Source organism: Arthrobacter bambusae (genome assembly GCF_022606295.1).
Classification (GTDB): Bacteria; Actinomycetota; Actinomycetes; order Actinomycetales; family Micrococcaceae; genus Arthrobacter; species Arthrobacter bambusae_A.
Map to the genome: position 1 here is coordinate 1 of NZ_JAHHZS010000011.1, position 17,727 is coordinate 17,727.

Below are 17,727 nucleotides of genomic sequence, written 5' to 3' on the forward strand. Positions count from 1 at the left end.
TGCCCCGGACATGAGCGTGCCCCGACACGAAACGCGCCGGGGCAGCAAAATGATCAGAGGGCTTAAGCGGGAGTCCCGCCGTCGACGTCTGCCATCGCCTGTTCGCGGACGGCCGCCATCCTTTGGACGACGGTGACTGCCGTGGCGGCGGCGAGGATGACGAGGGTCACCAGCAACACGGCGGAAGGCAATCCCAGCCCGGTCAATCCGGTGACGAGGAGCACCGAGATGAGCCGCTCCGCGCGCTCGGCGATGCCCACGTTGGCGTAGAAGCCCAGAGATTCAGCCTTGGCGCGGGCGTACGAAACCACCATCCCGAGCACTAGACAGGCCAGAGACGCGACGGCAATCGCGCTGTTCCCGCCCCCGGTGAAGAACCAGATCGCGACGCCGGCGAAAATGGCGCCGTCAGCCAGTCGATCCAGCGTCGAATCGAGAAAATTTCCCCACGGGCCGCTGCGACCCTGCTCCCGCGCCATGATGCCATCCACGACGTCGGATAGGGCGAATACGGCGATCAGCAGCGAACCCCACCAAAGCTGGCCGAGGGGGTAGAGAATCAGGGCGCCGAGAACTACTCCGGCGGTCCCGACGACGGTGACGGCGTCAGGCGAGACCCCCACTTTGAGCAGGAACCGGGCAAGGGGCGAGAACAGCCCGGTGAAGAACCCTCGGGCGTGCCGATTAAGCATCCGGCTCCCCGGATAGTTCCGATTCCTCCGGCCACGCGTCCGCCACCTGCTGCCGGACCTCCGCGAGGGTCTGGGTGATGGCCTTCGTCTGGGCGATGATCGGGAAGAAGTTTCCGTCCCCACCCCACCGCGGAACCACGTGCTGATGCAGGTGGGCGGCGATTCCCGCGCCGCCGGCTACACCCTGGTTCATGCCCAGGTTGAAGCCGCTCGGGTTGGCCACCTTCCTCAGCACCCGCATTGCGGTCTGCGTGAGCTCGGCCATTTCCGCGGTTTCCTGCACCGTGATGTCCGTGTAGTCCGGAACATGCCGGTACGGGCACACCAGCAGATGACCGGGGTTGTAAGGGAACAGATTGAGCACCACGTAGCACGTCCTGCCGCGGCGGACGATGAGGGATTCCTCGTCCGTGCGGCTTGGAGCCACGCAGAACGGGCAGTCGTCGTTATCGAACTGGTTCTGCCCGCCCTTGATGTAGGCCAGGCGGTGCGGAGTCCACAAGCGTTGGAAGGCATCGGGAACACCTGCCAGGCCGAAGTCATCAGTCACTTCGGCATCGCCCGGATAGTCAGTTGTCACGCCCGTGTTCTCCTGCACTGTTTCCTGTCCCCCGAAGCGTCCGACTCGTCAGCTCTCGCGGTTCTTGACGGCGTCCACAATCCTGCGGACGGCCTCGGCAACGGGCACGCCGTTGTCCTGGCTGCCATCACGGAAGCGGAACGAGACTGCGCCTGCCTCTGCGTCCTCTCCGCCGGCAATGAGGACGAAGGGAATCTTGTCCTTGCTGGCAGTGCGGATCTTCTTCGGGAAGCGGTCGGAGGAAATGTCCACCTCGGCACGGATGCCCGCAGCCTTGAGCTGGCCAACGACGTCGAACATGTAGTCGTTGAACGCCTCCGCCACCGGAATGCCAACCACCTGCACCGGCGAAAGCCATGCCGGAAATGCTCCCGCATAGTGCTCAGTCAGGACGCCCATGAACCGCTCCACCGAGCCGAACAGAGCGCGGTGGATCATGACCGGACGCTGGCGGGTGCCGTCGGCCGCCTGGAACTCCAGTTCGAACCGCTCGGGCAGGTTGAAGTCCAGCTGGATGGTGGACATCTGCCAGGTGCGGCCCAGGGCGTCCTTGGCCTGCACGGAGATCTTGGGACCGTAGAACGCGGCTCCACCCGGATCCGGGACCAGTTCCAGTCCCGACGCCTCGGCTACTTCTGCCAGGGTACGGGTGGCTTCCTCCCAGGCCGCGTCCTCGCCGACGAACTTGTCCTCGTTCTTGGTGGACAGTTCAAGGTAGAAGTCGTCCAGCCCGTAGTCCTTGAGCAGTCCGAGGACGAAGTTCAGGGTGGTGGTGAGCTCGTCCTTCATCTGCTCGCGGGTGCAGTAGATGTGGGCATCGTCCTGTGTCATGCCGCGCACACGGGTGAGGCCGTGGACAACACCGGATTTCTCGTAGCGGTACACGGAGCCGAATTCGAAGAGCCTGAGGGGCAGTTCCCGGTAGGAGCGTCCGCGCGAACGGAAGATGAGGTTGTGCATGGGGCAGTTCATCGGCTTCAGGTAGTAGTCCTGGCCGGGCTTGCGGACAGTGCCGTCGTCGTTCAATTCCGCGTCAATGTGCATCGCCGGGAACATGCCTTCCTTGTACCAGTCAAGGTGGCCGGAAACCTCGTAGAGGTGTCCCTTGGTGATGTGCGGGGTGTAGACGAACTCGTATCCGGCGTCGACGTGGCGTTGGCGCGAATAGTCCTCCATCGCCTTGCGGATGATCCCGCCCTTGGGGTGGAATACCGGCAGGCCGGAACCCAGCTCATCCGGGAAGGAAAACAGGTCCAGCTCCGCTCCGAGCTTGCGGTGATCGCGGCGCTCGGCCTCGGCGATGCGCTCCTGGTAGGCCTTCAGCGCGTCTTTGGTGGGCCAAGCGGTGCCGTAGATACGCTGCAACTGCTGGTTGTTCTGGTTGCCGAGCCAGTACGCCGCCGAGGATCGGGTCAGGGCGAAGGCGTTGGAGATCAGTTTGGTGTTGGGCAGGTGCGGCCCGCGGCAAAGATCGCACCAGACGCTTTCACCGCTCTTGCGGTCCACGTTGTCGTAGATGGTGATGTCCCCGGCGCCCACCTCGACGTTGACGCCTTCGCCGGCGTCGGCGGCGTCGTTCTTCTTGCCCAGCAGTTCGAGCTTGTAAGGCTCACCCTTCATGGCTTCACGGGCTTCGTCCTCGGTGACGACGCGGCGCACGAACTTCTGGTTCTGGTTGATGATCTTCTGCATCATCTTCTCGAGCTGGCGCAGGTCCTCGGGAGTGAAGGGCTCGGCAACATCAAAGTCGAAGTAGAAGCCGTCTGTGATGTAGGGGCCGATTCCGAGCTTGGCATCCGGGCGAAGCTGCTGCACGGCCTGGGCCATGACGTGTGCGGTGGAGTGGCGCAGGACGTTCAGGCCATCCGGCGAGTCGATGGTGATGCCGTCAACCTGGGCACCCTCGGGCAGCACCTGGTCGAGGTCCCTGAGTTCGCCGTCGACACGGGCAACGACGACGTCGCGGCGCTCAAAGAAGAGTTCCGCGCCGGTGGTCCCCTCCGTCACCTTGGTCTCTTCGCCATCGACGATGAGGGTGATCTGCTGGGCATCTGACACGGGTGTCTCCTATTCATTGATACGGCTTCATAGCTTGTGGCGTACGGGGACCACAGCCAGCCATCGTCCATCGTATCCGCTCCGGCTGAGGCAGCCAAAGAAGGCACGGACGTGCCGTTCTTCGTCGAGGAGATCCGGTGCCGCACGGATTCTTGGCAAGCGTTAGTGCGGTCCGTGCAAGCCGTTGAAGAGGGCTGAGGGACCGGAGCGCGGGGCAGTCTGCGAAACCGCCTTATCGCAGGGCTACGAGCGGCCTGCGCTTCTCACTTCGTGCTTCCGCCATGCGGGTTGGTGGAACAAATGCAAGTGGTGGGCCTGACGTTCAAGGGACGGGGTCCACCGTCCGTGGCTCCGGTCCTTGATGAGGGCCGTCCCGGCAACCTCCCGGAGTGTGGATATCCCGCGGACAGCCGACTGCTTGGTGGCGAAAGTCGTGGACCTCGCCAGAAGCTCGCCGTCGCCGTCGCGCAGCGCAATCCTGTACCCATCGTTGGGTCCGTCGATCAGCTCAAAGTATCCAGCCATTGTGTAGCCTCCTTTGAAACCTGCGGTTGTAAAGGACACCAACCAGTTTATCGAACCAAACCTTTGGCTTGAAGCATCGCCAGCAAGGCGCCGCCGTCCGGACTGCCCAGGCCCGTGCAGGGATCCCAGCCGGACCCGGCGTGGTAGCTTCCGTTCGAGCCGACGGTGATGTCATGGAAGCCCGACGCCGGTTGCGTGCCGTTTTGATAGAGCAGCGGCTGGATCAGCCCGAAACGCCTATTGGTGGCTTGGGCAAGGCGGGCAACGAGAGCCGCCCAGAGAGGGGCCACCGCACTCGTTCCGCCGATCACCATGTCCTTCCCGTCGACGCGCACTTGGTAACCGGTCTGCGGGTCTGCGACGCCACTGACATCAGGCACGCCCCTGCCAGCCTGCTGAGGAGCAGGCTTGTGGGTGGTGTGTCCCGCGATGCCCGACTGCCAAGGCGGAACCGGAAAGACGTCGCTGTATCCTCCGCCTGTTGCCGAGTTGGGACCGTCGTTCCAGACGGTTTCCGCGCTGATGGCACCCGTCGAGGCGTCTGCTTGAAGACGGGTTCCGCCGCAGGCCAGCACATGCGGGCTCGACGCCGGAAAATCGGCGTGGTCCTTGTTGTCGGTTGCGCCGTCCGCACTGCCGTTGTCCCCGGCTGCCGCTGTCACCGTCACCCCGAGGGCCGCTGCGTCGGCCATGGCCTGGTCGAAGGCCGTGCGGGCTTGCGCGGTCCAGGAGTCTTCGCTCTGGCCCCAACTGATGCTGATTGCGGCCGGCGTCGGGTTTGCGTGGGAGGCCGCGACAATCGCATCCAGGAATCCGGCGTCGGTGTTGGGAGCAAAGTAGACAACAATTGCGGCTTTCGGCGCCAAGGCGCCCACCACTTCGACGTCAAGGAGGACTTCCCCGTCGGCACCCGCCGGATCCTGCCCCGGTTGGTTGGCCCCGCCGTCGACTCCCACCGACGTGATGCCCGGCGTGGCGATGCCAAGGCCCTGGAAGTAAGCGTCAAGGTCTTGCTGGCCGTAACCGCCGCCCAACTCGAGGATGGCAACGGTTTGGCCCGTTCCGTCGGTTCCCGCCGGGAAATTATAGATCTTTCCCAACTGTGGCGGGGTGTAGCTGGTTCCTGCCGCGGCGAGGGGGATGGCGCGGAACTGGGCCCGTGCCTGGGGACGGTCGTCAAGGCCGAGGACGGCAACGACGACGCCGTCGAGGGCTGCAGGTATGTGGAGTCCTCCAGTGCGATGCCGGTGGGTGACGGCACTTCCGTCCGGGCTGCGGCTCGTCAGCTCGTCCAGGGACGTCCCGAAGATGCTGCTCATCCGCTCCACTGTTCCGGCCAGCCGAATCCTGCGGCTGGCGGCGTCTGACTCCACGATGCCGAGACCAAGGGTGGCGAAAGTGCGTTCGGCCAGATCCAGGTCTGCGGCCGATGCGCCGTATCGGGAGGCCAGTTCGTCCCGGGAAATCGCTTCGGGCGGAACGTCAGCCATTTCCTCCTGCCGCCTCAGGATGACCGTCACCTCGATCCGTCGGGACGGATCAACGGGACCGAGGCTCTCCCGGACGCCCGGAGCGGGAGCCCGCTCCGATCCAGGCAGTGGAACGCTTCGCGCTTCCCCCGGCTGTCGATCTTCTGGAGTGTCCTGCATCGGCATTGGTGCCTCCTACGATCGCGGTGACTGAGCTCCGTCCCCTGCGATTATGCACCAGGAGTCACTTTGGCACCATGGCATGTGGGGGTGGAATCGACTCGGCCAGCCGCTCCCGGATGAGCTTGGGCACGGAGGCCTGCCACGGTAGCGTGGGGCCTTGGCGGGCCATGCCACCGCAGCGGCTGACGCTGCGGCGAGTCAAAGGAGCGAACCATCAGTAGGTCACACCGAACATCAGCCCATGAAACCGACACGGCAGTTGAGTTGAACCCGGTGTTCAGCCGGCCGGGAGAATCCAGTATTTTTCCGCGGTTCACCATTCCGGACGGCGAGTCCCTTCCTTCGACTGCCTATCAGGTGGTCCACGACGAAGCCATGCTGGACGGCAACTCCCGCCTGAATCTGGCTACGTTCGTTGGAACGTGGATGGAACCGGAAGCGTCGAAACTGTATGCAGAGACGTTCGACAAGAACATGATCGACAAGGACGAATACCCCCAGACGGCCTTGATCGAGACCCGCTGCTGGCGGATGCTCGCAGACTTGTGGAACGCGCCCGATCCCGCCAAGTCCGTTGGAACCTCAACGATCGGTTCGTCCGAGGCATGCATGCTGGGCGGCCTGGCATTGAAGCGACGCTGGCAGCATGCACGCCGTGCGGCCGGCCTTCCCACGGACAAGCCCAACCTTGTCCTCAGCTCGGCCGTGCAGGTGTGCTGGGAGAAGTTCTGCAACTACTGGGACGTGGAGGCCCGGTACGTCCCGGTGTCGAAGGAACACCAAGTCCTGGACGGCTACGAGCTGGACAAGTACGTGGACGAGAACACCATCGGCGTAGTGGCCATCATGGGCGTGACTTACACGGGGGCCTATGAACCTGTGGAGCAAATCTCGGCTGCCTTGGACGAAATCCAGGAAAAGCATGGCCTCGATGTGCCGATCCACGTCGACGGCGCCTCTGGAGCGATGGTTGCGCCTTTCCTGCAAAAGGAGACGGTTTGGGACTTCCGCCTGCCGCGGGTCGCTTCGATCAACACGTCCGGCCACAAGTACGGCTTGGTCTATCCCGGCCTTGGCTGGATCATCTGGCGTGACGAGCAGGCGCTCCCCGAGGACCTGATCTTCCATGTCAGTTACCTGGGCGGGAACATGCCGAGCTTTGCCCTCAACTTCTCACGCCCGGGCGCCCAGGTGCTCCTTCAGTACTACCTGTTCCTCCGGCTCGGATACGAGGGATACAGATCCGTACAGGCAGCCTCCCGCGACGTGGCGCTCTATCTCTCCAGCGAAATAGGGGCGATGGAGTCGTTTACTTTGTGGAGCGACGGATCGGACATTCCGGTCTTTGCGTGGCAGCTTACTGACGGCTACACGGAGAATTGGAACCTTCACCACTTGTCAGAACGGCTGCGGATGAACGGATGGCTTGTTCCCGCGTACCCCATGCCGGAGGGACTGAGCGAGATCACGGTTCAACGGATCGTTGTCCGCAACGGCTTCACTCGAGATCTCGCATCCAGTTTCCTGGCCGACCTCAAGAAGGAAGTTGCTTACCTGGACGGCCTCACCGCGCCGATGCCCGCGGGTGGGCAAACCCAGGCGTTCCACCACTAGCCAGCAGCGTCAAGCAAATCCAAGCAGTTCAAGGAAGAGGAGTGCCATGTGCCGGTTGTTCGGCTTGCATGCAGGTTCGCAGGCAGTTCGGGCCACTTTCTGGCTTTTGGACGCGCCGGACAGCCTCGCTGACCAGAGCCGGCGCGAGCCCGACGGCGCTGGCATAGGAACCTTCGACGGCGACGGCGCGGCCCATGTTGCCAAGCAGCCGCTCGCTGCATGGGAGGACCACGCGTTTGCTCGTGAGGCACGGGTCCTGAAAAGCACGACGTTCCTGGCCCATGTGAGGTATGCCAGTACCGGCGCGCACACCATGGTCAACACCCACCCGTTCGAACAGGACGGGCGGTTGTTGGCCCACAACGGCGCGTTCGGCGATCTTGATCGGCTGGATCAGCGGCTGGCCGAGTTCGGAGTCGCAGACCTGGTGGAGGGCCAGACCGACAGCGAGCGGCTCTTCGCACTGATCACTGCCGAGATCAGACGGGCGGATGGCGACGTCGGCGAAGGTATCACCCGGGCGATCAGCTGGATCGCCGCGGAGCTTCCGGTGTTCAGCTTGAACCTCATCCTGACGACCGCTGGCGACCTTTGGGCCGTCAGGTACCCGGAAACGCATGAATTGCACATCCTGGAACGGTTGCCTGCCCGCTCCGACGACGAAGCGCCGCTTGACGCACGCAGCTCCCGAATCCGCGCGCACAGCAAGGAGGCCTCGCGTGCAGGACACGTCCTCATCGCCACCGAACCGATGGACGACAACCCCGGATGGAGTGCACTGCCCTCCGGTGCGCTGGTCCACGTCAATGCGGATTTGGCCGTAACTGTCAGCCACCCCTTCCCCGGGACTCCCGCGCATCCCCTCACGCTGGCCGATCTCTCCCCCTCGGCGGCCGCTTCCCAGAAGCCGTGACCTTCGAGCACAAAACAACGCTCGGCGTCTTGCCCTGACGGCCGCGTGTTCATCATGTCTGCAGGCCCCGCCGCGCATAGGATCGATCCATGACCGCTGAAGTCGAATCCGAAGCCGCCTTCGTCCCGGCCGTCCAACTCGACGGGCAAATGAGCATCAACGACGTCCTGCTTGAGTTGGGGCGGGAACCTGTGGTGTACCCGTCCGCGAACGCCGACGCCGGCGACTTCCACATTTTCTAGGACGACGTCGGGCCACCACGACGCCGGGTCCGTGACCTTCGCTGGTGACTTGCCGCTGAGGGAGGTACTGGCAGGGACTCCCCCACTGCGCTTCAAGTTCACTATCGTTGAGCGCATGGACAACCGGAACGACGCTCGCGATTTCCTTGCCTCCCGTCGGGCGAAGATCACCCCCGAACAGGCCGGGTTGCCGACATCGGGCGGCAACCGGCGGGTACCCGGGCTCCGTCGCGGAGAAGTCGCGACCCTCGCCGGCGTGAGCGTCGAGTATTACACCCGCCTTGAGCGCGGCAACCTTGCGGGAGTGTCTGAAAGCGTCCTGGAAGCGTTGGCCAGGGCGTTGCACCTGGACGACGCCGAACATGCACATCTCTTCGATCTGGCCCGCGCCGCAGGAACAAGCAAGAGGCAGCGTCGATCTGCGCCGCAAAATCTGCGGCCGAGCGTCCAGTTTGCCCTCGACGCCATCACTGACGCGCCGGCGTTTGTCCGCAACGCACGCATGGACATCCTCGCCGCCAACAGGCTCGGCCGCGCATTGCATTCGGAGATGTACGTCGACCCGGTCCGGCCGGCCAACTACGCGCGCTTCATTTTCCTGGACGAGGAACGGGCGCGGAGGTTCTTCCCGGATTGGGAACTCGCTGCCAACAATATGGTGGCCATCCTTCGCACCGAGGCCGGCCGCGATCCCTTCGACCGCGGACTGAGCGACCTCGTAGGAGAGCTGTCCACCCGCAGCGATGAATTCCGCACTCGCTGGGCAGCACACAACGTGCGCCGCCACTACAGCGGCTTCAAGCATTTCCATCACCCCGTCGTGGGCGAACTCCGACTGCTGTTCGAAGCGATGGAGTTGTCAGCGGACACCGGACTTTCGCTGTTCATCTACCCTGCAGAGCCCGGCTCCCCTTCGGCGGATGCCCTGCGCCTCCTTGCGAGCTGGGCCGCAACCCAGGAATTGGCAGAGCAGCCTCAAACCGCTCCCGCTTCAGGTGGGGTGCAACGGCTGCCCGGACCTACGGTCTAGGCCCTCGGCGTCCTTCCTCGTCGCCTCGGTCCTCCTCCCGCTCTCGCCGGTTGGCGTCGTCCCTGTCCAGACGGCCGCCGTCGTCGTTCCTATCCCCGCGGCCGCGGTCGTCGCTGACCGAGCGATTGCCCGCATCGGGGTCCAGCTCCTCCGCCCGCCGCAGCCTGTCCTGCGAGGCTTCATTGGCACGCTCGGCAGCCCTCTGCTTCTCGGTGGCCTCCTGGTGCAACCGCTCCGCTTCGTTCTCGGCCCGGGCTGCGTCGGCCTTCGCCCTGGCGGCTTCGGCGCTGCGCTCATGAGCTCCGAGGGCCTCGGTACGGGCTTTCTCGCGGAGATCCGCGGCGCGCTTGCGGTTGGCGGCGTTCTTCGCGCGGCGCCCATAAAGGACGACGGCGACGATCACCGCGATGATGACAATCGCCACCACGATCCAAATCCAAACTTGCGCGTCCATTGCAGCTCCCCTCAACGTTGGCTGTGCTTCCGCGGCGCCTGTTCGATCGTTCGGCCGACCCTGCCGTTGGCCAGCTGGGATCGGCGTCCCCGGACAGTGCGCGGATGCTGGTCTCTTGAGTCAACAACTTTGAGTGAACCATGGCACGAGTGGCGTGTACTTGTTTTCTCCGGTGGTTGCGGCGGCTTGCCGAGCTCGCCCTATTCAACGGCCGGCGATGGTCGCCGAACACCAAAGGACAGCGAGGGTTCGTCGGGGGTAGCGAGGGTCAGCACCGCTTCCTCGACGGTGTCCTCGTCTTCCAGTTCCCGTTCCACGCGGCGCAGGGCCACGGCTACTTCGTGCTCCCGAAGGTCGCCCGTGATATCCACGGCCGCTACGAGGTACAGCTTGCGCGGCCCGACAAACTCCAGGTGCAGATAGGTCAGGCGCTCGATTTCCGGGTGTTCCAGGACCCTGATCGCCATCGAATTCTCGAGTTCGGGAGTAACGCCCTGGCCGACGAGGAATCGGCGATTGCGATCTATCAACACCACCGCGATCACCCCGAGAAGGATGCCGACGGATATGGATCCGAGAGCGTCTGGAAGTGGCGATCCCGTGAGCTGGTGCAGCAAGATGCCCAAGAAGGCAATCACCAGGCCAATCAATGCCGCACTGTCCTCCGCGAAGACGGCGCGCATGGTGGGATCCGAGCTCTTGAGGACCTGCTCCAACGTGCGGCGTTCAAGCTCCCGCGCGGACGTGCGCGCTTGCCGTAACGCCTGGACGAACGACGCGCCTTCGAGAACGAACGATATTGCCAAGACAATATAGGCGACCGCGAAATCGCCGGCGGGCTCTGGTGCGAAAAGCTGTTGGATGCCGTGCATCACGGAGACCACGGCCCCCGCGGTGAAAAGCCCGAATGCGGCAAACATCGACCACACGTACGATTCCCTCCCATAGCCCATAGGGTGGGCTACGTCGCGCTGTTTCGAGGATCTCCTCTCAGCCACCAGCAAGAACACCTGGTTTCCGGTGTCCGCCCAAGAGTGGGCGGACTCGGCGATCATCGAAGCCGACCCGCTAATAACGGCAGCAACAGTTTTTGCCGTGGCAACAAGAAGATTTGCGGCAAAAGCCAGAATCACGGTCATAAGTGATGACGATGGCACCTTGGCCCCCTTGGATCGACCCATGAAATCTACCGCCTAACGATCGAGGGATCAGCCCTCGCGGTTGCCGAGGAATGAACGGAGGGCCCGGGCGTCACGGACCGCGTTGCCGCCGCCGTCGTTGTTGAAATAGACGAAAACTTCCTTGCCGGCGGCCTCCCACTCCGAAATCCGGTCCGCCCACCAGAGCAAGTCCTGCGCGGAGTACGACCCTCCGTAAAGGTGGTGGTGGTCCGGCCCATGCATCCTGACATAGACAAACGGCGCCGTGGCACGGAGGACGCAAGGCAACCCGGCCCCGCTCATGACGCAGTATGCCGTTTGGCGCTCCTCAAGCAGCTCGAAGACAGACTCGTCGTGCCAGCTGGGATGGCGGAACTCGACGGCCACCTTCATCCACTCGGGGAGGAGGTCCAGGAAATAGGCCAGCCTGCCGTCGTCGCGCTCCATCCCGGGCGGCAGCTGGACCAGCAGAACTCCGCGCCTGTCCCCCAGCTCATGCCACGCTGGCGAGATCCTTCCGACCCAGGTTTCCGGCGCGTACAGGCGCTTTCCGTGGGTGAGTCCGCGGGGGGCTTTGACCGAAAACACGAAACCGTCAGGTAACCGCCGTCGCCAGCTCGCGAAGGATGCATCACGGGGCCAGCGATAGAAACTCGCGTTGAGTTCTACGGTGTCGAACTGTTGCCCGTAGTACCCGAGCCGGTTGCGGGAGGGAGTGCCGGGAGGATAGAGCACGTGCTCCCAGTGGTCGTAACTCCACCCCGAGGTCCCAACGTGGTATCCCATCAGGCCAGCCTATGGTCCAGGTTGCTTAATAAGTAAGCTGAAGATATCCGGAATTGAGGAGAGGTTGGTCGATGGCCATGCGATTCGGGTCATTCTTCGGGCTGATCGTGGTGATCTGGCTCGTCGTGGGAGCGGTAGCCGCCGGTCAGCGGGGCTACTTCAACGCAGTCCCGGCACAGTGTTCCCAGTTCGCGACGATTACGTTGAATATTGTCGCCGGTCCGCTGAACTACATGGGACTGAACCCTGTGGCAGGTTGCCAATTGCCTCGGCCATCGTGAGCGATCCGGAGGATCCGTTGCTTCCTGGTCCGGCGGCCAATACCAGGCACGAGTCCGAGGACCAGCGGATGGACCGCAACTGGAACGATCTGCTCCAGGAGATGCGCGTTCTCCAGACAGGCGTCCAAATCATCGGAGGCTTCCTGCTGACCCTTCCGTTCCAGCAGCGATTCGCCACGCTGACAGAGCTGCAGAAGTGGTGGTTCCTCGTCTTGGTTGTCCTGGCGACGATGACTACCGGGCTCATGCTGGTCCCGGTCAGCCTGCACCGGCGACTCTTCCAGCATCACGTCAAATACCGGCTCGTGGCCGCCGGGAACACGATCGTCAAGACGGTCGTCGCTTGCGTCGCCGTGCTGATTGCAGGATGCGCCGGACTGATCTTCAGTGTTGCCGTGGGGCCCGAGGCGGGCTTCGCCGCCGGTGGCGGCATCCTTGTGGTGCTCGCCGCGCTCGTGCTGCTGTACCCGCTGCTTTCCTGGTCGCCTCGGCGGGGGAAGGCTGTGCCGGACGACGTATCAGGCACGGCGCCCGAGCCGCGGGAGTCGTAGTTCGCGGCTCGTATGCCGGGCTATTCTAGGCCCTTTCGATCAAGATAGTAAGTTTGCTGATCAATTTGCCGGAATCCATGGACAAGAGTCCGTCCGGCCTATTAGTTTCGATGTGGTGGCAAGGTCACGCGAACCGTCGAACGAAGACTGGCGTCCATCTCGTCCGGGGCCCAAGGGTCCTGCTTTTCCGAGTCCGCTCTCCAGGCCACCGGAGGAAGACGCCGTAGTAGCCGGTCCTTGATTTTCCATCAACAGGTTCAACCAGCACGGAAAGGACAGCGTGGACATGGACGAGCAGCATGCAGCCGAAGAAGCCGGGGGCTACGGAACTCCGACCCCCGACCAAGAAATGCCAGGCAACGAGGGGCAGCAGGCGAATCAGCCGAAGGAACAGGACGCCCCCACAACAGACGACGGCAACGATTCAGTCGCGGTGCCATCAGCCGATGCCGAGCTGGACGACTCCAACTCCGAAGAGAGCAAGACCGGGAGTTCTTTCTCGTCGGAGCCGAAGGGCGATGCGACCGGGCTGCCCGAGGACAAGTCCCCGAAAGACGACGACGGCGAGACATTCGACGCTGGCTAAATCGCCTGGACAACTACCAATCTGCGCAGGAACAAGCACTAGCAAGGAGCATGAACATGGCTACGGTTAATCGAACGATCGACGTGGAAGTTCCCGTTTCAGTGGCTTACAACCAATGGACCCAGTTTGAGTCCTTCCCGGAATTCATGAAGGGCGTCGAAGCGGTCGAGCAAATCGACGAGACCGCACTGCATTTCTCCACCAACGTTGGCGGCGTCAAGCGCGACTTCAATGCCCAGATCCTGGAACAGGTTCCGGATTCCCTGGTCAGCTGGGCCAGCATCGACGGACCGCGGAACGCAGGCTCGGTAAGCTTCGAGCCCCTTGGCGCGGACCGTACCCGTGTGAGTGTGGAGATCGAATGGGAGCCGGAGAGCATTGCCGAAAAGGCCGGCTCGCTGGTGGGGATTGACGATATGCGTGTTTCAGCCGATCTCGACAAGTTCAAGAAATTCATCGAAGAGCGAGGCCTCGAGACCGGCGGCTGGCGCGGTTCCGTTGCCGCCGGCGATGTCGACGAATCCGGTGCAGCCGTATCCCGTTCGGCCACCACTTCGGAACTTCCCGCCGTCGATCCTGACCTGACGGCGCCGGCGGCGATGGAAGTGCCCGACGGCGGCGACGCGACTCGCGTCGGCCAGTACACCGAGGGCGACTACGGCACGGAACGCGTCACTGACCTGCCCGCGGAGCGCATCGAAGGCGACTACACCACGGAAGACCCGGAAGCACGTCCGCATTCGACGGACCGCTGAGCCCCGTGGGGCCTGCCTGAACAGGCCGGCCCCACGGAAGTCCGATAGGAATCACCTGACATTCCGAGGAGCAAACAATGAGTGAGTTCCCTCCCGACCCGACCCGGGACCCCAACGCCGACCCCACCCGGGAGCCTGGCCCAACACCGACGCCGGAACCTGTTCCGTTCCCCGAGCCAGGGCCGACGCCCGTGCCGGCCCCCGGGCCGGAACCAAGTCCCGGACCCCATCCCGGGACCCCCGAACCGGTTCCGTTGCCCGAGCCGGGACCTTCTCCGGTCCCCGAGCCCGGTCCGGACCTTCCGTTCCCGCCCTCTAGGCCCTTGGGCGAGCCGCCACTCACGATCGTGTGACGTGGCCGTTTGGATCGTGTGACGGAAGAGATGGAGGTCCCAGGCATGACGGTGAAACTCAACAAGAAAGCCTTTGATCATGCGAAGAGCCTTATCCGGGACGACAGAGTAGTCATCGATGCCCGCGACGATTGGAGCGAGCATGCGCCGTCGACGCAGGATGAGAACGCGTTTCTGGACAAGAACGGAAGCGCCGAATATTCGAAGTGGTTTCTCGGCGTGGACGACGAGCACCCCGAAGGACAGAAGGGCCGCTACAAATTCCCCTTTGGAGACTTCAAGAAGATTCATCGATGCGCCGTGATTTCAGGCGAAAGCAGGGCCAGCCAGTACGACCATGACGATATTCGCGAAGCCTTGGGGAACTTGCTCGAGCGGCTGAACGAGCACTAAGGAAAGAGGGACCGGGGCATGTTAGAAGACAGGACAACAACCCACGCCCGGTTGGAAGCCGACGAAGCGGATTCCATCCGGGCGCTGGCCACGCAATTGCGCGTGGATTCCATCAGGTGCAGCACCAACGCCGGCTCGGGTCATCCCACGTCGTCGCTGTCCGCCGCGGATTTAATGGCGGTGCTCCTCACACGGCACCTTCGCTACGACTGGGAACGCCCGGAACTGCCGGACAACGACCACCTCATCTTCTCCAAGGGACACGCTTCGCCCCTGCTGTATTCCATGTATCGGGCCGTAGGCGTCGTGGAGGAAGATGAGTTGCTGAATACCTACCGGCAGTTCGGCGCCCGGCTACAGGGCCACCCGACGCCGGTTCTGCCGTGGGTCGACGTGGCGACCGGCTCGCTGGGGCAAGGGCTGCCGGTCGCCGTCGGGGTGAGCATGGCCGGACGGTACCTGGACAAGCTGCCCTTCCATACCTGGGTGTTGTGCGGAGACAGCGAACTAGCCGAAGGGTCCATCTGGGAAGCCCTGGACAAGGCGGCCTACTACAAGCTCGGCAACCTCACGGCCATTGTGGACGTCAACCGGCTCGGTCAGGACGGCCCTACCGAACTGCAGTGGAACATGGACGCCTACTCCAGGCGGGTTGAGGCTTTCGGGGCCCGGGCCGTCATCATCGACGGCCATGACCTAGCCGAGATCGACGACGCACTGGACCGGGCGCGGAGCGATCCAGACCAGCCGACCGTCATCCTGGCAAAGACGATTAAGGGTAAAGGTGTGCCTGAGATCGAAGACCAGAACGGCTGGCACGGCAAGGCGCTACCGGCAGACATGGCCGAGAAGGCCATAGCAGCCCTCGGCGGTCCAAGCAGCGTCCACGTGACCACCAGACCTCCGGAGCCGGGTACTCCGGCAATCACGCCGGACACACACGGTGCGGTGACACTTCCGGAGTGGAAGGTTGGCGACAAAGTAGCGACCAGGGCCGCCTTCGGCGCCGCAGTGTCCGCGCTTGCGGTCCGCCCCGAAGTGGTTGTCCTTGATGGCGAGGTAGGGAATTCGACCCACGCCGGAGACTTCAAGGAGGTAGCGCCTGAGCGGTATTTCGAAATCTTCATTGCCGAGCAGCAACTCGTCGCCGCAACCATCGGCCTCTCGGTACGTGGATACGTCGCTTTCGCCTCAAGTTTCGCGGCTTTCCTGGTTTCGCGGCCCTTCGACTTCATCCGCATGGCCGGAGTCTCAGAAGTGGACATACGGCTCGTCGGCACGCACGCCGGCGTTGAAATCGGGCAAGATGGTCCTTCGCAAATGGCCCTTGAGGACATAGCAGCCATGCGGGCAGTGCACAGTTCCACTGTGCTCTATCCGGCCGACGCCCCATCCACGGCGCAGCTTGTGAGCACGATGGCGGACACGCCTGGAATCTCCTACCTGCGGGCCACCCGTGGAGCCTACCCCGTGATTTACGGGCCGGACGAACAATTTCCCCTCGGCGGAAGCAAAGTCCACGGCGCCGGCCCCGACGACCAGGTGGCGCTTATCGGCGCCGGCGTCACGCTCCACGAGTGCCTCGCGGCCGCCGAGCAACTGGCCGAGTCCGGAATCAAAGCCCGAGTCATCGACCTCTACTCCATCAAGCCGGTCGACGTCGAGACCCTGCGCCGGGCGTGCCTCGAAACCGACGGCCGGATAGTTGTCGCGGAAGACCACTACGCCCAAGGCGGCATCGGCTCGGCCGTCCTCGAAGCGCTCGCGAGTGCAAACACGCCCAAACTCCATCTGGCACTGCTCGCGGTGAGGGAACTGCCGGGGTCCGGAGAACCCAAGGACCTGCTCAACGCTGCGGGTATTTCCGCACGCCACATCGCGGCCGCAGCGCGCGACCTCGTCATGGACTGATGACAGGCAACATCACGGCGGCCGGGCCTGCAGGCCCGGCCGCCAGCGCAGTTTGCCGAATGGATCTAAACCCTCGCAGCACGTGGCATTGCGACCGAACCGCGCCGGATCAGCCGGGCGGAGAACCCGGGTCCGTTGGCCGCAGGCTTCCGGCCCTCGATTTGCCGGATCAGGGCGCCGGCAGCGGCCACGCCCATTTCGTACACAGGCTGGGAAACGACGGTCAGGGGTGGGCTCGTCAGGCGTGTCCAGGAAAAGTCGTCATACATCAGGAACGAAACATCCTCGGGGATCGAGAGGCCCAGCTCCTGAATGGCTTCGACGACGCTGAGTGCTATGAGGCCGTCGGACGCCACAATGGCAGTGACCGGCTCGGGCATGAGCAAGAGCCCGCGGGTGATATTCCGGATTGAATCCGCGTCGCCGGCGTTGAGCCGCACGTGGTCCTCCGGGAGCGTCAATCCGATTTCGGAGAAGGCGCGCTCCATGCCCTCAAGCCGCTCGGAGATCTGCGAAGAATCCAGCACCATTCCAGACCGGTACGGAGAGCCGGTCTTGAGGGTGGAGACAAACGCGATCCTGCGGTGGCCGGCCTGAAGGAGATACCGGGTGGATTCGTAGGAAATCCCAGTCATGCTTACCGCGATGGTTTCCACGTCCAACCCCTCGGCTTTTCGGTCCAGGAGCACCAACGGCCGCCCGGACTCGTGAACGTCCTGTAAATGTTTCGTTTCAACGGACGACGCCGGCGCCACGATCAGTCCGTCCACGCGCTTATCGAGCAAGACCTGGACCGCTTCGGTTTCCGCGGTGAGTTCCTCGTCTGTGTTGATCAGAATGACGTTGTAGCCGCTCTTCTTGGCAGTGTCCGTAATGCCCCGCGTCGCGAGTCCGAAGTGAGGGTTCTCAATATCACCCACCACGACTCCGATCGTGTTGGATTTCCCCGTGTTCATGCTGCGGGCCAGTTCGTTCGGCCGGTAGGAAAGTTCCTCTGCCGCCGCTAGCACGCGGCTCCGGACATCCTCGCTGACGGCCCCGTAATTTCCCAAGGCACGTGCGGCCTGGGCCTTGGACACCTGTGCCGCCTTCGCGACGTCGGCAACGGTAATCTCGCGCCGCCTCGAACCATTGTTGCTCATGCATGCCTTCCGAACGGGCCTTGACGGCCAGTGTGCCTTGGGTTACATT

19 protein-coding genes are annotated in these 17,727 nt (G+C 63.5%); 10 read left to right on the plus strand and 9 right to left on the minus strand.

Translation table 11 applies throughout. The annotated features are described in order from the left end of the window. Positions 1 to 62: 62 nt before the first annotated feature. From pgsA to KNN17_RS09465, 5 genes are all read right to left on the minus strand, one after another. Complete coding sequence (pgsA, locus tag KNN17_RS09445; RefSeq protein WP_241708491.1) at positions 63 to 692, minus strand: phosphatidylinositol phosphate synthase; 630 nt, start codon at positions 690 to 692, stop codon at positions 63 to 65. Beyond that, positions 685 to 1,290 carry an HIT family protein gene (locus tag KNN17_RS09450; RefSeq protein WP_241708492.1) on the minus strand — a complete coding sequence of 202 codons (606 nt, stop codon included), beginning with the start codon at positions 1,288 to 1,290 and terminating at the stop codon, positions 685 to 687. The genes pgsA and KNN17_RS09450 overlap by 8 nt, the downstream gene beginning before the upstream one ends. Before the next feature lie 30 nt (positions 1,291 to 1,320). Then, positions 1,321 to 3,330, minus strand: coding sequence for a threonine--tRNA ligase (gene thrS / locus KNN17_RS09455; RefSeq protein ID WP_241708493.1), 2,010 nt, complete (start codon positions 3,328 to 3,330; stop codon positions 1,321 to 1,323). A 243-nt stretch (positions 3,331 to 3,573) separates the two neighbouring features. After that, positions 3,574 to 3,855 (minus strand): YegP family protein, encoded by a 282-nt coding sequence (locus tag KNN17_RS09460; protein WP_241708494.1) that lies wholly within the window; start codon positions 3,853 to 3,855, stop codon positions 3,574 to 3,576. Between the two features lie 47 nt (positions 3,856 to 3,902). Next, the gene (locus KNN17_RS09465) at positions 3,903 to 5,345 is read right to left on the minus strand and encodes a S53 family peptidase (protein ID WP_241708495.1); all 1,443 of its coding nucleotides are present in this window, start codon (positions 5,343 to 5,345) and stop codon (positions 3,903 to 3,905) included. A gap of 375 nt (positions 5,346 to 5,720) precedes the next feature. Between KNN17_RS09465 and KNN17_RS09470 the strand changes: the two genes are divergently transcribed. The 4 genes from KNN17_RS09470 (at position 5,721) to KNN17_RS09485 (ending at position 9,306) form a co-directional block, all read left to right on the plus strand. After that, positions 5,721 to 7,121, plus strand: coding sequence for a glutamate decarboxylase (locus tag KNN17_RS09470; RefSeq protein ID WP_241708699.1), 1,401 nt, complete (start codon positions 5,721 to 5,723; stop codon positions 7,119 to 7,121). A gap of 46 nt (positions 7,122 to 7,167) precedes the next feature. Then, positions 7,168 to 8,034 carry a class II glutamine amidotransferase gene (locus KNN17_RS09475; RefSeq protein WP_241708496.1) on the plus strand — a complete coding sequence of 289 codons (867 nt, stop codon included), beginning with the start codon at positions 7,168 to 7,170 and terminating at the stop codon, positions 8,032 to 8,034. A gap of 89 nt (positions 8,035 to 8,123) precedes the next feature. Beyond that, positions 8,124 to 8,276, plus strand: a complete 153-nt coding sequence (locus KNN17_RS09480) for a hypothetical protein (protein WP_171983578.1) — start codon at positions 8,124 to 8,126, stop codon at positions 8,274 to 8,276. 115 nt (positions 8,277 to 8,391) lie between these two features. Next, complete coding sequence (locus tag KNN17_RS09485) at positions 8,392 to 9,306, plus strand: helix-turn-helix transcriptional regulator (RefSeq protein WP_241708700.1); 915 nt, start codon at positions 8,392 to 8,394, stop codon at positions 9,304 to 9,306. Here the strand turns inward: KNN17_RS09485 and KNN17_RS09490 are convergent. The 3 genes from KNN17_RS09490 to KNN17_RS09500 all read right to left on the minus strand — a co-directional run bounded on the left by KNN17_RS09490 (position 9,296) and on the right by KNN17_RS09500 (position 11,706). Next, positions 9,296 to 9,760: a hypothetical protein gene (locus KNN17_RS09490; protein WP_241708497.1), complete on the minus strand. Its 465-nt coding sequence runs from the start codon at positions 9,758 to 9,760 to the stop codon at positions 9,296 to 9,298. The two genes, KNN17_RS09485 and KNN17_RS09490, sit on opposite strands and share 11 nt — an antisense overlap. A gap of 200 nt (positions 9,761 to 9,960) precedes the next feature. Beyond that, a complete protein-coding gene (locus tag KNN17_RS09495) occupies positions 9,961 to 10,941 on the minus strand; it encodes a cation diffusion facilitator family transporter (protein WP_241708499.1) in 981 nt (326 codons plus the stop codon). A 27-nt stretch (positions 10,942 to 10,968) separates the two neighbouring features. Then, on the minus strand, positions 10,969 to 11,706 hold the full coding sequence (locus KNN17_RS09500) for a DUF72 domain-containing protein (protein WP_241708501.1): 738 nt from the start codon (positions 11,704 to 11,706) through the stop codon (positions 10,969 to 10,971). Positions 11,707 to 11,777: 71 nt separating this feature from the next. Between KNN17_RS09500 and KNN17_RS09505 the strand changes: the two genes are divergently transcribed. The 6 genes from KNN17_RS09505 to KNN17_RS09530 all read left to right on the plus strand — a co-directional run bounded on the left by KNN17_RS09505 (position 11,778) and on the right by KNN17_RS09530 (position 16,536). After that, positions 11,778 to 11,987 carry a hypothetical protein gene (locus KNN17_RS09505; protein ID WP_241708503.1) on the plus strand — a complete coding sequence of 70 codons (210 nt, stop codon included), beginning with the start codon at positions 11,778 to 11,780 and terminating at the stop codon, positions 11,985 to 11,987. After that, positions 11,984 to 12,538: a DUF6328 family protein gene (locus KNN17_RS09510; protein WP_241708504.1), complete on the plus strand. Its 555-nt coding sequence runs from the start codon at positions 11,984 to 11,986 to the stop codon at positions 12,536 to 12,538. Before KNN17_RS09505 ends, KNN17_RS09510 begins: the two co-directional genes overlap by 4 nt. 286 nt (positions 12,539 to 12,824) lie before the next feature. After that, positions 12,825 to 13,124: a hypothetical protein gene (locus KNN17_RS09515; RefSeq protein WP_241708505.1), complete on the plus strand. Its 300-nt coding sequence runs from the start codon at positions 12,825 to 12,827 to the stop codon at positions 13,122 to 13,124. A gap of 56 nt (positions 13,125 to 13,180) precedes the next feature. Beyond that, positions 13,181 to 13,879: an SRPBCC family protein gene (locus KNN17_RS09520; RefSeq protein WP_241708506.1), complete on the plus strand. Its 699-nt coding sequence runs from the start codon at positions 13,181 to 13,183 to the stop codon at positions 13,877 to 13,879. 398 nt (positions 13,880 to 14,277) lie between these two features. Beyond that, on the plus strand, positions 14,278 to 14,625 hold the full coding sequence (locus KNN17_RS09525; protein ID WP_241708508.1) for a hypothetical protein: 348 nt from the start codon (positions 14,278 to 14,280) through the stop codon (positions 14,623 to 14,625). Positions 14,626 to 14,643: 18 nt separating this feature from the next. Beyond that, a complete protein-coding gene (locus KNN17_RS09530; protein WP_241708510.1) occupies positions 14,644 to 16,536 on the plus strand; it encodes a transketolase in 1,893 nt (630 codons plus the stop codon). Positions 16,537 to 16,601: 65 nt separating this feature from the next. Here the strand turns inward: KNN17_RS09530 and KNN17_RS09535 are convergent, their stop codons facing one another. Further along, a complete protein-coding gene (locus KNN17_RS09535) occupies positions 16,602 to 17,678 on the minus strand; it encodes a LacI family DNA-binding transcriptional regulator (protein WP_241708512.1) in 1,077 nt (358 codons plus the stop codon). Positions 17,679 to 17,727 lie beyond the last annotated feature (49 nt).

Bases quoted from the DNA above. Each gene is read 5' to 3' on its own strand.
- pgsA (WP_241708491.1), bottom strand. From the start codon at position 692: ATGCTTAATCGGCACGCCCGAGGGTTCTTCACCGGGCTGTTCTCGCCC.
- KNN17_RS09460 (WP_241708494.1), bottom strand. From the start codon at position 3,855: ATGGCTGGATACTTTGAGCTGATCGACGGACCCAACGATGGGTACAGG.
- KNN17_RS09465 (WP_241708495.1), bottom strand. From the start codon at position 5,345: ATGGCTGACGTTCCGCCCGAAGCGATTTCCCGGGACGAACTGGCCTCC.
- KNN17_RS09475 (WP_241708496.1), top strand. From the start codon at position 7,168: ATGTGCCGGTTGTTCGGCTTGCATGCAGGTTCGCAGGCAGTTCGGGCC.
- KNN17_RS09480 (WP_171983578.1), top strand. From the start codon at position 8,124: ATGACCGCTGAAGTCGAATCCGAAGCCGCCTTCGTCCCGGCCGTCCAA.
- KNN17_RS09485 (WP_241708700.1), top strand. From the start codon at position 8,392: ATGGACAACCGGAACGACGCTCGCGATTTCCTTGCCTCCCGTCGGGCG.
- KNN17_RS09490 (WP_241708497.1), bottom strand. From the start codon at position 9,760: ATGGACGCGCAAGTTTGGATTTGGATCGTGGTGGCGATTGTCATCATC.
- KNN17_RS09495 (WP_241708499.1), bottom strand. From the start codon at position 10,941: ATGGGTCGATCCAAGGGGGCCAAGGTGCCATCGTCATCACTTATGACC.
- KNN17_RS09500 (WP_241708501.1), bottom strand. From the start codon at position 11,706: ATGGGATACCACGTTGGGACCTCGGGGTGGAGTTACGACCACTGGGAG.
- KNN17_RS09505 (WP_241708503.1), top strand. From the start codon at position 11,778: ATGGCCATGCGATTCGGGTCATTCTTCGGGCTGATCGTGGTGATCTGG.
- KNN17_RS09515 (WP_241708505.1), top strand. From the start codon at position 12,825: ATGGACGAGCAGCATGCAGCCGAAGAAGCCGGGGGCTACGGAACTCCG.
- KNN17_RS09520 (WP_241708506.1), top strand. From the start codon at position 13,181: ATGGCTACGGTTAATCGAACGATCGACGTGGAAGTTCCCGTTTCAGTG.
- KNN17_RS09525 (WP_241708508.1), top strand. From the start codon at position 14,278: ATGACGGTGAAACTCAACAAGAAAGCCTTTGATCATGCGAAGAGCCTT.
- KNN17_RS09530 (WP_241708510.1), top strand. From the start codon at position 14,644: ATGTTAGAAGACAGGACAACAACCCACGCCCGGTTGGAAGCCGACGAA.
- KNN17_RS09535 (WP_241708512.1), bottom strand. From the start codon at position 17,678: ATGAGCAACAATGGTTCGAGGCGGCGCGAGATTACCGTTGCCGACGTC.